Consider the following 14,648-nt stretch of genomic DNA (forward strand, 5'->3'; position numbering starts at 1 on the left):
ACTGACAAAGGACAACTGACAAAGGACAAAGGACAAAAAGCTGATAGCTTGGGAGATTAGGAGTGCAAAACTTAGGCATAGCAATTACTGGAAGCGGCTCGGCAGTACCAGCAACTTCCCTACACAACCAGACATTGAGTGAACTAGTTGAAACATCAGATGAGTGGATCACCACAAGAACGGGAATTCGTCAACGTCGGTTAGCTCTGCCATCTGAGTCCTTGAGTGTACTCGCTACTGCCGCCAGCAGTCAGGCGATCGCAGCTTCAGGAATTAAACCAGAAGATTTAGACCTGATTGTGCTGGCGACTTCCACCCCTGATGATTTGTTTGGTAGTGCTTGTCAAGTACAGGCTAAATTGGGAGCTACCAACGCAGTAGCTTTTGACTTGACCGCTGCTTGCTCCGGCTTTGTGTTTGGTTTGGTTACAGCAGCCCAATACATTAGAACTGGTGTCTATAGAAATGTACTGTTGATCGGGGCAGATATCCTCTCTCGCTGGGTAGATTGGGAAGATCGGCGGACTTGTGTATTGTTTGGTGATGGTGCCGGGGCAGTGGTGTTACAAGCTGCCAAAAGCGATCGCTTATTAGGATTTGCACTTAAAAGTGATGGTACTCAAAACCATTACCTCAACCTTGCTTATGCAGGTAATTCCCAAGAACTACTGACTGATATAAATATCACCAAAGGCACTTACCAACCGATTACGATGAACGGCAAAGAAGTCTACCGCTTTGCTGTCCAAAAAGTGCCAGAAATAATTGATAAAGCCTTGTTTCAAGCTAACATCAGCGTTGACCAGATAGATTGGCTGATATTGCATCAAGCCAATCAGCGGATTATCGATGCCGTTGCCCAACGCCTGAATATCCCAGAACATAAAGTTATCAGTAATCTCGCCCACTATGGCAATACCTCAGCTGCTTCCATCCCCTTAGCTTTAGATGAAGCAGTACGACAAGGTAAAATTAAACCCAATGACATCGTTGCTACATCTGGCTTTGGTGCCGGTCTTACCTGGGGCGCGGCAATTTTTCAATGGGGAAGGTGAAGAATTAGGAGTTAAGAGTTAAGAGTTATGAGTTATGAGTTTTAACTCCTCACTGCTAACTCCTAACTCCTCACTTCTAACTCCTCACTTCTAACTTTTCACTTTTCTGACTATTGACAAATGACAAAAACTGCATGGGTGTTTCCCGGACAAGGTTCCCAAACGCTGGGAATGGGAATGGACTTATTAGATATACCGTCTGCTAAAGACAAGCTTGCCAAAGCTGAGGATATTTTGGGCTGGTCTGTAACTGAAATTTGTCAAACTCAAGAAGAGAAGTTATCACAGACGCTGTATACTCAGCCAAGTCTTTATGTGGTCGAAAGCATTCTTGCTGACCTGCTTCGAGAGCGAGGACACCAGCCAGATTTAGTTGCTGGTCATAGTTTGGGAGAATATACTGCTCTTTATATAGCAGGTGTCTTTGAGTGGTCGGCTGGTTTATATCTGGTGAAGCGTCGTGCAGAACTTATGGATAGTTCCGTCGATGGGATGATGGCAGCTTTGATGAACTTTGACCGCGAACAGTTAGAAAAAGTCATTTCCCAAACGCCTGATGTGGTAATAGCAAATGATAATAGTTCGGCTCAGGTGGTAATTTCAGGCACGACTGAGGCTGTACAAGCGGTGATGACTCAAGTTAAAGCAAAGCGTGCGGTTCCCATAAAAGTTTCTGGAGCATTTCATTCACATTTAATAGCACCAGCAGCTGCGGAATTTCAAGACATTTTAGAATCTGTGGAATTTCAGTCGGCGATTGTGCCAGTGCTGTCTAATGTAGAACCAATTCCGTCTATTGATGCTGAGATTTTAAAGCAACGCCTGAACAAACAAATGACTAGTTCTGTAAGATGGCGAGAAATTTGTCTGCAATTAGCAGCTAACGGTATCGAGCGAGCAATGGAAATTGGCCCTGGTAAAGTGTTAACTGGCTTGATTAAACGTAATAGCCCTGATTTAATTTTGCAAAATATCCAGAGGGCTAGTGATTTACCTGTTTAATTTTTTTAGCTTCTATTGGGTAGGGTTGAGACACGAGAATCATTACTTGCAGTGCTATCTAGACCAGACAGATGTATATGCTACAGCGGTAGCTGAATCACAAATTCAGTACCCTCATTTGGTCTAGAGTCTACCTCGATCGCTCCTCCATGTTTTTCTGCAACAATCTGACGAGCGATCGCTAATCCTAATCCCGTGCCTTTACCTACACATTTCGTCGTAAATAAATGATCAAAAATTTTATGTTTGACTTCAGAAGTCATCCCATTTGCATTATCAGCAATGGTAATTTTCACGCCTTCATTTTCTACTGAGGTTTTAATTATAATTCGGTTCGGATTGATCTTTATTTCTTCCAAGCTTCGCCCCATATTCGATTCTTCTAACGCCTCAATAGCATTTGCCAAAATATTCATAAAGACCTGATTCAATTGTCCGGGAAAACAATTAATTTTAGGTAAATTACCATACTCAGTTATCACTTCAATTGTTGGACGTTGTTCATTAGCTTTCAGGCGATGTTTAAGAATTAAAATTGTACTATCGATACCTTCATGGATATTAAACGGTACTTTGTAATCCTTATCAGCACGGGAGAAAGTGCGGAGACTGGTGCTGATATTTTTCAGGCGATCGCACGCCATTACCATTGAATCTATAATCTTGGGTAAGTCTTCTAAGCTATAATCTAAGTCGATTTCTTGGGCATGGTCAGTAATTTCATCACCTGGATTGGGGAGACTTTCTTGATAGAGTTTCAAGTGTTCAACAATATCTGCAAGGCTAGGTTTTGCTTGTTGAAGACTGGCATAAATAAACCCCAAAGGATTATTCATTTCATGGGCTACCCCGGCAACTAAGTTACCCAATGCAGACATTTTCTCACTTTGGACAACTTGTAATTGGGCTTGTTGTAAGTCTTCTAATGCTTGCCCGGCTTGTTGATAAAGTTGAGCATTTTCTAGAGATATTGCTGCTTGGGAAGAAAGCAGATTAATAACCCTGAGGCGAGCGCTGGTAAACACTCCTGGAGTCAGTTTATTTTCTAAGTAAATAATCCCTACTAAATGCCCTTGATTAATAATCGGTGTACATAATACACTCTGGGGTTTTATTCGGTACATATATTCCCCAATTACACCAGGAATATCTGTTTGCAAGTTATCGATCGCAACTGTTTGTTGGGTATTTTTGACGTAATTGATAATTGTTGTGGGAATATCTTGACAAGTATCGAGTGCTTGTGAATTTAGAATGGTTTGTATGTCAATATGAGAATTTAATCCATGATTAATAAAGGTAATTGCCCTAACTTGCCAAGTATCTCCTTGAGGAAGAATTAGTACAGATTTTTTCGCGCCAGAGTTTTCTAGGATAATCCGAGTGAGACTGGTAATGAGTTGATCTATTTCCAGAGAACTGGAGATAGCTTGAGAGGCTTTGAGGATAGAGGTAAAATCTAGAACATCGGAAATATTGGTGCTACTAGTGTGAGTAGATGAAAAAGTCCCGCAAAAGCCAATAGTTTCTAGGGGGTTGAGGTTAATTCTTTGCTGTTGCAGGATGGGTTGCAACAGTTTGGGATAGTGTTTTGCTAAGTCATCAGTTTTGGCTTTCGCACCCCAGCGAGCATAGCAGTAATATGCTTCTTGCATATATGCTTGGGCGACTTTTTCTTTACCCCAGTCAAGATAAAATTTTGCTGCGAGTTCGTTGCTCAGTCCTTCTTCTTGGATGTAGCCGTTTTGTTTAGCAAGAGAAATTGCCAGGTCATAATTTTTCATTGCTTCTAAATATTCACCAAGAACTCGATATCGTTCTGCTTCTATTAGATAAAATTTGTGTAGATGATTCATCGGATTATGACTTGTCCATGCCTGCATATTTTTTTGATTGGCTGCCACTTGTTGCAGGATATTTTCTTGCTCAGATTTAAGATGGTTAGGCAAAACAGTTAACCAAGTTAGAGAAGCATAAAAAGAGAACACAGGAATATTAAACATTCCTTTTCCCCCAGATGCATAATGCTTTGCACGTTCAATATACTCAAGCGCTGCCTCAAATTCTTGAAACAAATAACACAGAATTAACTTGTTCAAAAAGAAATGCCATAATCCTGTTTTGTCATCTGTCTGCTGATATCGTGCTAAAAGTTCCTGTTCTTTGTCTGCTTTACCAAATAACAGAGATGGACTTGCCGTTTGACCTAGCAAGTTCAAAATTGACTGTCGATAAAGTTCATTGTAGTTGAGCTGCGTTTGCTGATTAATTTGTGACAATGCCTTGCTATAGGCTGTCATTTCTTCTTCTAGCTCAGATAACTCATAACCCATGAAATAGGCATGGAACCCGTAAGCATAAGCTGCGTAGCCCAAAACCATGAAATTTCCACTTTCCCAACCACTGGAGTAAGCATTTTGCAGCAGCTTTAAGGTTTGTCTGACATGAATTTTCCAATGAACTATAAAAGTAGAAGTTACAAATAACACTCTGGCTTCAATCTTTTTTTCTTTGAATTTAGATAATAAATTCAATGCCAATTGACCAAATTCATAACCCTGCTCAATATCACCAGCAACAGCACAAAGAAATAATCCGTAGCTAGAGTAGCCTAATGCAGAAATAGGTGCATTTCCATAAATCATTGATAGATTCATCTGCGTCATGATTATCAATGAATTGAGATTTGGTTTTGTCAAATAAGCAGGGACTAATATTTCATTGAGAATTTGCATCACTGCTAAAATTTGAGGGTTCGTCATCTCTGGCAGATTTAGCAGATCCGTAGGTTTCTGACTACCTAAAAGAGCTTGTGTTTGTTGACTTACGCGTGCAACATCTTCTAAATCTGGTGATTCAGGGAGATCGATCTCAAATTGCTTTAATATTATCAATCCAGTGTTGATGGCTTCGAGTAGCCGACCCTGTGATGTGTACGCATTAATTCTCACTCCATACAGTTTGACTGTATCCAATGCTGTTTTTGCCTGTTGCAGCAACACTTCTGCAAGCTGTTCCATCTCATCTATATCGGTATTGAGATAGGCTGCCTCTGTTGCTTCTACATACAATGCCAGTGTCAGGTTATACTGATTTTTCCAGCGATCGCCTGCTAAGAGATTGCGCCCGACACCAAAATATTTAACCGCAGCACTATAAGCAGTAGAATTTTTAGCTTTGCACCCAGCGATTAAATTCAACTTTGCTAATTCCTCTCGTGCTGTCGGCTGCACAATTAATTCAACAGCAACATTGATTTGATTAACAATCTCAAAAATTCGCTCTTCTTGTTCACTATCAGATGTATTCTTCAATAACTGTTGACCAATTCGATGATGAGTTGTTTTCTTTTGCTCATCTGGAATCAGAGAATAAGCAGCTTGTTGGACACGATCGTGCAAAAACTTGTATTTGACAGTTTGAGAAATTTCTTGAGTAACGGCTTGACTTTCTTGCCCGACATAAAATTTATAAATATTACCAGTAGGCAAAATCAACCCTTCTTGTAAGGCTTTCCACAAACAAGCTGCTGTTTCTATCTCTGATTTTTCCGAAACAATAGCCAAAGTTCCTAAATCAAACTGATTCCCAATACAAGCAGCTAATTGCAATGTATCTTGAGTTGATAGCGGCAGTCTTCGCAATTGAAATGCCATAAAAGCAACAACATCATCTGTTAATGCTTGCTGAGTTACTCGTGTAATATCACATTCCCAACAGCCTGACTCAAAGCTGAACTCAATCAGTTCATCTTGATGCAATGCTTTGAGAAATTGTGTAGCGAAAAACGGATTACCTTGAGTTTTCTGAGATACTAGTAAAGAAAGAGGCAAAGCTACATTTTCTGAACACTTAAGTGTGTCAGCAACTAAGTAGTTCACTTGCATTTGACTCAGTGGTGCTAAAGTAATCGTATTAATCGTGAAGAGTGCTTTTTTGATTTCACTCAAGGTTAACATTAACGGATGTGCTGGATTGACTTCGTTATCACGATATGCACCAATGATGAAAAGATACCCTCTATTAGTCATTAATAGCTGCATTAACTTCAACGATGCTGAATCTGCCCATTGCAAATCATCTAAAAATATTACTAATGGGTGTTCGGCAATAGTAAAGACTTGGGTGAATTTTTGGAACAATAAATTAAAGCGATTTTGGGCAGCAGTTCCTGATAACTCGGGGGCTGGTGGTTGGATACCAATAATTCTTTTTAATTCCGGAATTACTTCAATAATTACCTGTCCATTTTCACCGACAGCTTCTAAAAGCTTACTTTTCCATTCCTGAATTTGAGCATCGCTTTCTGTGAGCAATTGCCCCATTAAATCTCGGAATGCTTGCACAAATGCTGAGAAGGGAGCATTTTGCTGAAATTGGTCATATTTACCTTTGATAAAATAACCACGTTGACGAACAATGGGTTTATGAACTTCGTTAACAACCGCAGTTTTACCAATACCCGAAAAACCAGCTACCAGCATTATTTCAGTTGTACCCAAGCTAACTCGCTCAAATGCTTGGAGTAGGGTTTTTACTTCTGTTTCTCGTCCATAGAGTTTATCGGGGATAATAAAGCGCTCGCACACATCTGTTTGTGCAATTGGAAAACTTTCAATTTTACCAGTTGATTGAAGTTGAGTTAAACAAGTTTCTAAATCATATTTCAGTCCTAATGTACTCTGATAGCGTTCTTCAGCATTCTTTGCCATCAATTTCATCACGATATCTGAAATCGATTTAGGAATATTGAATGGCTCCAAAGGAGCAGGAAGTTTTGCAATATGACAATGCACTAACTCCATCATATCCTTGGATTGAAAGGGTAACTCTCCTGTGAGTAATTCATAGAAAGTGATACCCAGTGAATAAAAATCAGTCCGATAATCAATTCCCCGATTCATTCTTCCTGTTTGTTCTGGAGAAATATAGGCGAGTGTCCCTTCTAACACATTGGGACTGATGAGCGTTTGAGTTTCCCGTGGTAGCAAGGATGCAATACTAAAGTCAATTAATTTAATTTGTTTTGTTTGTGGATTAATTAAAATATTCGCGGGTTTGATATCTTTATGAATAATGCGCGAACGGTACAGTATATCTAAGGTATTGCATAGGACGATCGCAATTTCTAAAAACTCTTGTAGAGAGGTGATATATTCCCTCTCTACAGAGGTGAAATAATCTTTAAGAGAAATCCCCCCAAAGTCTTCCATCACCAACACATAGCTATTTTGATACGGTTCCAGGCTGTAGGTTTGAATTATCAGAGGTGAGTTGAGATTTTTAGCTATGGTGTATTGATTACGAAACGACAAGAGTTCACTGAAACTCGGATAAGGATTTTTCAGTAATTTAATCACTATAGGTCTTTGATCGGTTTCTCGATAACCCCGATAAACCATCGTTCGAGAACCGTTATAGAGTTGTTCGCTAACCTTGTATCCAGTAATACTGACTGTAGTGAGAGACATACCGCTAAATCCTAAAGATTTCCAGATTTAGTGTTCCCAGATAGGTGAAGCAATTCATCTCTATAGCTTTTTTGCGTTTGATCTGGGTGTTGCGATCGCTTATGCTAAGTTCAGTTTGATTTGCATTATCTTCTGTGGACAAAAACCGCGAACCGTTGATCAGTCTGGCACTTTACCACGCCTTTAAATGGTCAGTCGTCAGCCCCATGCTTCACGCTTATTTTCGGGGCCATATTTATGGTGCGGAAAATGTCCCCCAATCAGGGCCTCTATTAGTAGTAAGTAATCACGCTAGTTACTTTGATCCGCCGATTGTCTCTAATTGTGTACGTCGTCCAGTGGCGTATATGGCTAAAGAAGAGTTATTTAATATTCCTATTTTGGCGCAAGCGATTAAATTGTATGGTGCTTACCCAGTGAGTCGGGGAAATGCTGATCGCAATGCCATCCGTTCCGCCCTAGAATATCTCGATAAAGGTTGGGCTGTCGGTGTTTTCTTGCAAGGTACTCGCACCCCAGATGGTCGAATTACAGACCCCAAAAGAGGTGCATTGCTGCTGGCGGCGAAAGCAAAAGCCCCAATATTGCCGGTGAGTGTCTGGGGTACTGAAGGAATTTTACAAAAAGGAGCGTCCCGACCTCGCGCAGTTCCCATAACTGTCAGAATTGGTAACTTGATTGATGCTCCTAGTTCCAGTAATAAAAAGGAATTGGAGAATTTAACACAAAAGTGTACCACGGTAATTAACGAGATGCATGATTTAGGACGATGAGTTAGACAAGCTCAGATGTATGCTTTAGGGAGGTAGCGATCGCTATTAGGTTACTCTAATCTTAAACTCAATTCACTCTAGCAATTAACTAAGGGATTTCCAACAAATAAATTATCGATCTTGTTGAGTGGGCAACTTTATCGCACTACACAACTAGCTTTTGTAAAGTCTTAATTACGAACTATAAATTATGAATTATGAATTATTATGAGCGGCTTTGAAGCCAAGAATTTTTGGGAGCGGTTAAATAATCTGGCATTAGTTAGATTTTTGCTTTTAGTTGCTTCTGGCTGGGCAATTGTACAACTTTTAGCTTACTTTGAATCGGTCATTGTTATTTTTACATTTGCGGCAATTTTAGCTTTTTTGCTCAGTTATCCTGTGCAAGGGCTGCGGCGTTTTTTGCCCCACGGTATAGCTGTTGGTGTCGTTTTCTTGCTCAGTATTGTAATTATAGGTGGTCTGATAATTACTGTGAGCTTAACGGTTTTATCTCAAGGACAACAATTAATTAATAGTATCACTGCATTCTTAAATTCTTTAGTACCTTTATTAGAGGGATTAGAAGGATTTTTGCGTAACCGTAATCTTCAGATAGATTTAAGTTTTATTGAAGAACAATTGCGGAATCAAGCTGTATCAACTCTTGTTACTAGTTTAGCCATTTTACAAGGGTTTATGACGAATTTTGTAACTTTTATATTGATTGCAGTTGTAGCTTTTTTCATGCTATTAGATGGAGATAAACTATGGAATTTTATTTTAAAAATAGTACCAAAACAGCGGCGTAATAGATTTACAAATATAATCAGGAAGTCTTTTTTAGGATTTTTTAGAGGTCAGTTGTTATTAAGCGCATTTTTAACAATTTCAACATTCTTAGTGTTTTTAGTATTAAAGGTACCTTTTGCTTTGATATTGTCAATAATAATCGGAATTGTTGATATAATTCCTGGCATAGGGGCGACATTAGGAGTAAGCACAGTTACTCTATTTGTTTTGTCTCAAGGTGTTTGGTTAGCAGTGAAAGTATTAATAGCTTGTATCGTCCTCCAGCAGATACAAGATAACTTGATTGCACCCAGAATTATGCAAGGTGCGCTAAATCTTAATCCTGTAGTGGTGTTTTTTGCTTTACTAGTAGGGGCTAGAGTAGCAGGATTATTAGGTGTTTTTATATCTATTCCTATTGCTGGAGTAATTGTGTCTTTATTTGAAATTGATGAAATGAAATCTGAAGTTTAGTCATTTGTCATTTGTCATTGGTCATTTGTCAGGAACTCAGAACTAGTGAATAATGTAAAAATAGCCATTTACAAATAAACATTAGGAAGTAATGTCGGATTTAAGAGCGGAATTAACAGAAATTTTGGATGAGGCAGAGTGGGAATGGCTAATTCCTCATGTACAACGAGATGCAGTAATTTTGGTGGCGCTTGAGCTAGACTTGGTGGATGTTGGAGTAGCGATCGCCAGTGATAACATTCCATCAGTGGAACAGTGGATTGATAAACAATTGGTTACCAAACCCACAACAGTACAGGTGGGAGAATGGAATCGCGACCGCAGTAAGCGATTTAATACTCTCATCGTTCAACCTTACGTTTTGGCACAAGAAATAGCCGCCACTTAATTAGTTTATGTGTTGTTTTCGATACTGTACTTCGTGGTTAAATTCATTTTGGTTAGACTCAACATTTTGAAAAAAAGTCGAGCTTACAAATCCCAAGTTATGCAATAAAGCAATAGAACGATGATTTTGGACATCAACGTAAGCATAAAAATCCAGGATTTGGTATGTCTCAACTAAATAATTAATCATACACGTCACAGCTTCGCGTGCATAACCTTTTCCCCATGAATTAGGGAAAAACACATAGGCAACGATTGCGCTTTTATTTCCAGTAATTGTTGCTTGAACGTATCCAACGTAGTATTTCTCTACAAGTGACCAGACAGCCCAATTCAACCAAATTTCTGTTCCATCTGGTGATTGACGACGCGTCAATACCATGTAGCGTTCGCGGAGCAATTCAACACTTTGTGGCGGCACATCTTCGATAAAGTCGTATATACTGGCACTCTGTAATCCATCAAAAAGCAGTTCGGCATGATACGTTTCTAGTGGTTCTAAACAGAGTCGTTGAGAGTACATTTTCATTTTGTGATCTAGCCCTACACTAAACAAGTCTCACCGAACACTTTCGACTAACTCATCTTCAACATAAATTTTTATATCTGAAAGTCTGTTCCAAGATCCGGTGCGTCGGCTTAAGGTGTCGGCGCAGGTATCAGACTAAAATCCAAAATGGATTGACTATTGACTAAAGCAAAATTTTCTCCTTTAATGTTTACCCATCTAGGAGCTAGAATTGTTACCATAATTTCAGATTAGATGTTGAAACCTTGATCCAATCTGAAACCTTAGAATTATTAGAATGGCATCGCCTGTGCCAGCACCTTGCTACCTTTGCGGCAACTAAGCTGGGGGCGACAGCTGCGCGTCATCTGAAAATACCTGATTCTCAGAGCCAAAGCGAACAGTTGTTAGAGCAAACCAAAGAAATCTACCAACTGGAAAGTCGCCTGACCACGGGACTGTCATTTGAAGGAATTCAAGATATTGGCGATTCCCTAGAACGGGCAGAACGCAGTGGAGTTTTGGCAGGGGACGAACTGTTAGCGATCGCCACCACCCTCTCTGGTGCCAGAAATTTGCGCCGTGTCATCGACAATCAAGAAGATTTGCCGATATTGACTGATTTGGTTGCCGATTTGCGGACTTATCCCGAACTAGAACAGGAAATTCACCGCTGTATTGATGAACGGGCCCAGGTAACTGACCGCGCGAGTCAAAAACTGGGAGAAATTCGTACAGATTTGCGGCGATTACGCAGCCAAATTACTCAAAAGCTGCAAAATATCTTACAGGCAAAATCCGGCGCAGTTCAAGAACAGCTGATTACACAACGGAGCGATCGCTTTGTTATCCCCGTAAAAGCACCCCAAAAAGATGCCATACCCGGTATAGTCCACGATACCTCTACCAGCGGTGCCACTCTATATGTGGAACCGAATTCAGTAGTACCTCTAGGCAACCAACTGCGGCAGATCATCAGAAGAGAGCAAGCCGAAGAAGAAACGATTCGCCGCATTTTGACAGAACTTGTAGCCGCAGTCAAACCAGATTTAGAGAGGTTATTAGCGATCGCTACCACTTTGGATCTGGCAACCGCTAGATCGCGATATAGTTTCTGGCTAGGAGCGAATCCGCCGCGATTTATCCAGCGTGAAGACAGAGAAATCATTACCTTGCGGAACTTAAGACATCCTCTGTTAGTGTGGCAACAACAGCACGAACAAGGGCAACCAGTAGTTCCTGTAGATTTGCTGATTAGTCCGCAAATTCGGGTAGTGACGATTACCGGGCCTAATACTGGCGGTAAAACTGTAACCTTAAAAACTTTGGGGTTAGCAGCATTAATGGCCAAAGTGGGTTTATTTGTCCCTGCCCGCGAACCAGTAGAAATACCTTGGTTTGATAAAGTGCTGGCAGATATTGGCGATGAACAATCCTTACAGCAAAGTTTATCCACATTCTCTGGACACATCCGCCGAATTAGTCGGATTTTAGAAGCATTGGGGGATGAGGGGGATAAGGGAGATGGGGGACAATCCAATGCCCTATGCCCCATGCCCAATTCCCTAGTTTTACTTGATGAAGTTGGCGCTGGCACCGATCCAGTAGAAGGTAGTGCTTTAGCGATCGCCTTGTTGCAATATCTCGCCAACCATGCCCAGCTAACTATTGCCACCACTCACTTCGGCGAACTAAAAGCCCTGAAATACGAAGACGATCGGTTTGAAAATGCCTCTGTAGAATTTGACGAAAGTACTTTGTCGCCTACTTACCGTCTGCTGTGGGGGATCCCCGGACGTTCTAACGCCCTGACAATTGCCCTGCGCTTGGGATTAAAACCAGAAGTTGTACAACAGGCAAAAACCCAAGTTGGAGAAGCCACAGATGAAGTTAACCAGGTGATTGCTGGCTTAGAAGCCCAACGCCGCCGCCAGGAAACCAAAGCTGCGGAAGCCCAAGTTTTGTTGCAGCAAGCGGAACGTTTATATAAAGAAGTATCTGCAAAAGCCGCAAGTTTGGAGGAAAGGGAAAGCAGTTTGCGGGCTTCACAGGAAGTAGCAGTGCAACAAGCGATCGCTCAGGCAAAAGGTGAAATTGCCCAAGTAATCCGCCGCTTGCAGAAAGGTACGCCCACAGCCCAAGAAGCCCAGCAAGCAACTAATGCTTTGAATCAAATTGGCCAACAATATCAGCCAGCAACGCCAGCAAAACCAAAAGTTGGGTTTATGCCCAAAATAGGCGATCGCATCCGCGTTCCCAAATTGGGACAGATAGCAGAAGTGATCGCTGCCCCCGATCAAGATGGCGAGTTAAGCGTTCGCTTTGGGCTAATGAAGATGACTGTGAAGTTGGAAGACGTAGAATCTTTAGATGGTCAAAAAGCAGAACCAGTTGTCAAACCCAAACCAGCCCCAGCAGTAGTAACCCCGCCACCGCAAAATGTCCCAGAAATTCGGACTTCCCAAAACACCATTGATTTGCGTGGTAAACGGGTGGCTGATGCCGAATACATTTTAGATAAAGCCATCTCAGAAGCTACAGGCCCAGTCTGGATTATTCACGGCTATGGCACTGGTAAGCTACGACAAGGAGTTCACGCCTTTTTGCAACAGCATTCCAGAGTGAACAACTACGAACCAGCAGAACAAGCAGATGGCGGCAGTGGTGTTACCGTTGTTCATATAAAATAAAGTTCACTTGCAAATGGTAATCCTGAGAATCTAGAGAGAAAATACCAACCAAGATTTACTATTTGCAAGTCTCTTTATTAAAGTATTTACTTATTCCCTATCACCTGTTATCTATTTATTTTTTGACCAATACTTGTTTTTTATTCAGGATAAAAGCTACACCTACCGCCAGCAAAATTCCACCCGCACCTTGGTGTTCAGGAACAGAAGTAGAAGGTTCGCTAAATCCATACTTAGCCAAAATTTCTTGCCCTTTTGGTGACAGGATATATTCGGCCAACTTTTCACCATCAGGATCGGCATTTTTCAGTGTAGTCAGTCCATAATTAGCTTTCGTTGCTAAATAGTCGGGTAACTCTACTATTTGCAGATTTTCACCACCTTCTGTTGCTTGGGCAGTCTTGCCACTGGTGTAATAAGCTAAAAATATATCTGCCTGTTTTGTTTCTTCTAAAAAGTAGACTAAATTATTTTTGCCATTAGGAACTATAGGAGCATTAGGATTACCACCTACTAACTGTAATGCTTTATCCTTCAGAATTTGAGAATTACTAGATTTAATCTGATTGGCTTTATCAAATATTTCCCATGCATAGTCACCAGATGGATCTGCTATAGGCGTTGAAGTTCCCAACTTGATGTCGGGTTTTAGCAAAAAGTCCAACAAATTATCTGATGTGATACCAAGTCCTGATCTGACAACAGCAGTCATGCGGTTGCTAGTGAAGTTCACTACAGGTTCACTCAAATCTTCTTCAAACAATGTCTGAGGGTTATCAATATCTGCACTGGCAAAAACATCTGCGGATTTTCCAGTTTTGGAGAATTCTTGTTCTATAAATTCTCGTGTTAAACCTGACGGGCCAAATCGCGTTTCTACTGGAATTCCATATTTTTCGTTAAAAGATTCAGCTACTTCTGTGAGACTATCGCGCAAACTTCCAGCACCGTATAGCTTAACTGCAAATGCCTGAGTTGGCAAAGTCACACCGACAGCACAAGCTATCAGTGAAAAGGCAAAAAAATACTTTTTCATAGTTGTTATATTATTGCGTTGCTATTCCTACTGAGTGAATTATCTGTAACCCCTAGTGAAGTATGGGTTTTGGTAAATATCTAAAGTATTACCTCTGCCCATTAACTTTATAAATGAGTTCTGATATGTGCGTGGTTTGCGGTTAGAGTTATAGTACCAACTAAGTTGGAATAAATCAATCGCCCAACATCTTCAAACGCTGACTTTATCAAATTTTTAAGTTTGTCATCAGTTTTATTCATGGAGGCGTCAATCGTCCTGATGTTGCCCAGCCTATACTGAAATAACAGGCTGCACACAGATAATGTCCAGCAGCAAAAAGTGCCTTGAGCAAACAGGTAAAATATTTGTAGAGTAATTATGTATACATTAAGACCAAGTAATAAATATCAAGAAATTTCAAAATTTAAAACCGCAAACAAATTAGGAGGTATTCTACATAATTACTTAGTGATCGCTAGCGGTTAGCATTCAAAACAAT

9 protein-coding genes are annotated in these 14,648 nt (G+C 40.6%); 6 read left to right on the forward strand and 3 right to left on the reverse strand.

Annotated features, from left to right (window positions below; genetic code table 11):
- Positions 1–62 precede the first annotated feature (62 nt).
- Both HWQ40_RS34925 and fabD read left to right on the forward strand, forming a co-directional pair.
- Entirely contained in the window at positions 63–1,055 is a 993-nt protein-coding gene (locus HWQ40_RS34925) for a beta-ketoacyl-ACP synthase III (protein WP_292787128.1), read from the forward strand.
- Positions 1,056–1,175: 120 nt separating this feature from the next.
- Entirely contained in the window at positions 1,176–2,057 is an 882-nt protein-coding gene (gene fabD, locus HWQ40_RS34930) for an ACP S-malonyltransferase (RefSeq protein ID WP_292787130.1), read from the forward strand.
- Between the two features lie 80 nt (positions 2,058–2,137).
- Here fabD and HWQ40_RS34935 read toward each other — a convergent pair whose 3' ends face one another.
- Entirely contained in the window at positions 2,138–7,528 is a 5,391-nt protein-coding gene (locus tag HWQ40_RS34935) for an ATP-binding sensor histidine kinase (protein WP_292787133.1), read from the reverse strand.
- A gap of 134 nt (positions 7,529–7,662) precedes the next feature.
- On the opposite strand from HWQ40_RS34935, the gene HWQ40_RS34940 reads away from it, so the two are divergent.
- From HWQ40_RS34940 to HWQ40_RS34950, 3 genes are all read left to right on the forward strand, one after another.
- Positions 7,663–8,301 carry a 1-acyl-sn-glycerol-3-phosphate acyltransferase gene (locus tag HWQ40_RS34940; protein WP_292787135.1) on the forward strand — a complete coding sequence of 213 codons (639 nt, stop codon included), beginning with the start codon at positions 7,663–7,665 and terminating at the stop codon, positions 8,299–8,301.
- 207 nt (positions 8,302–8,508) lie between these two features.
- A complete protein-coding gene (locus tag HWQ40_RS34945; protein ID WP_292787138.1) occupies positions 8,509–9,546 on the forward strand; it encodes an AI-2E family transporter in 1,038 nt (345 codons plus the stop codon).
- Between the two features lie 91 nt (positions 9,547–9,637).
- Positions 9,638–9,934, forward strand: coding sequence for a DUF2288 domain-containing protein (locus HWQ40_RS34950; protein WP_292787140.1), 297 nt, complete (start codon positions 9,638–9,640; stop codon positions 9,932–9,934).
- Here HWQ40_RS34950 and HWQ40_RS34955 read toward each other — a convergent pair whose 3' ends face one another.
- Positions 9,935–10,462 carry a GNAT family N-acetyltransferase gene (locus tag HWQ40_RS34955; RefSeq protein ID WP_292787142.1) on the reverse strand — a complete coding sequence of 176 codons (528 nt, stop codon included), beginning with the start codon at positions 10,460–10,462 and terminating at the stop codon, positions 9,935–9,937.
- A gap of 245 nt (positions 10,463–10,707) precedes the next feature.
- Between HWQ40_RS34955 and HWQ40_RS34960 the strand changes: the two genes are divergently transcribed.
- The gene (locus tag HWQ40_RS34960) at positions 10,708–13,131 is read left to right on the forward strand and encodes an endonuclease MutS2 (RefSeq protein ID WP_292787145.1); all 2,424 of its coding nucleotides are present in this window, start codon (positions 10,708–10,710) and stop codon (positions 13,129–13,131) included.
- Between the two features lie 115 nt (positions 13,132–13,246).
- On the opposite strand, the gene HWQ40_RS34965 is transcribed toward HWQ40_RS34960, so the two are convergent.
- The gene (locus tag HWQ40_RS34965) at positions 13,247–14,167 is read right to left on the reverse strand and encodes a molybdate ABC transporter substrate-binding protein (RefSeq protein ID WP_292787148.1); all 921 of its coding nucleotides are present in this window, start codon (positions 14,165–14,167) and stop codon (positions 13,247–13,249) included.
- Positions 14,168–14,648 lie beyond the last annotated feature (481 nt).

The sequence above is a fragment of the Nostoc sp. NMS9 genome (genome assembly GCF_017114995.1).
GTDB lineage: Bacteria > Cyanobacteriota > Cyanobacteriia > Cyanobacteriales > Nostocaceae > Nostoc.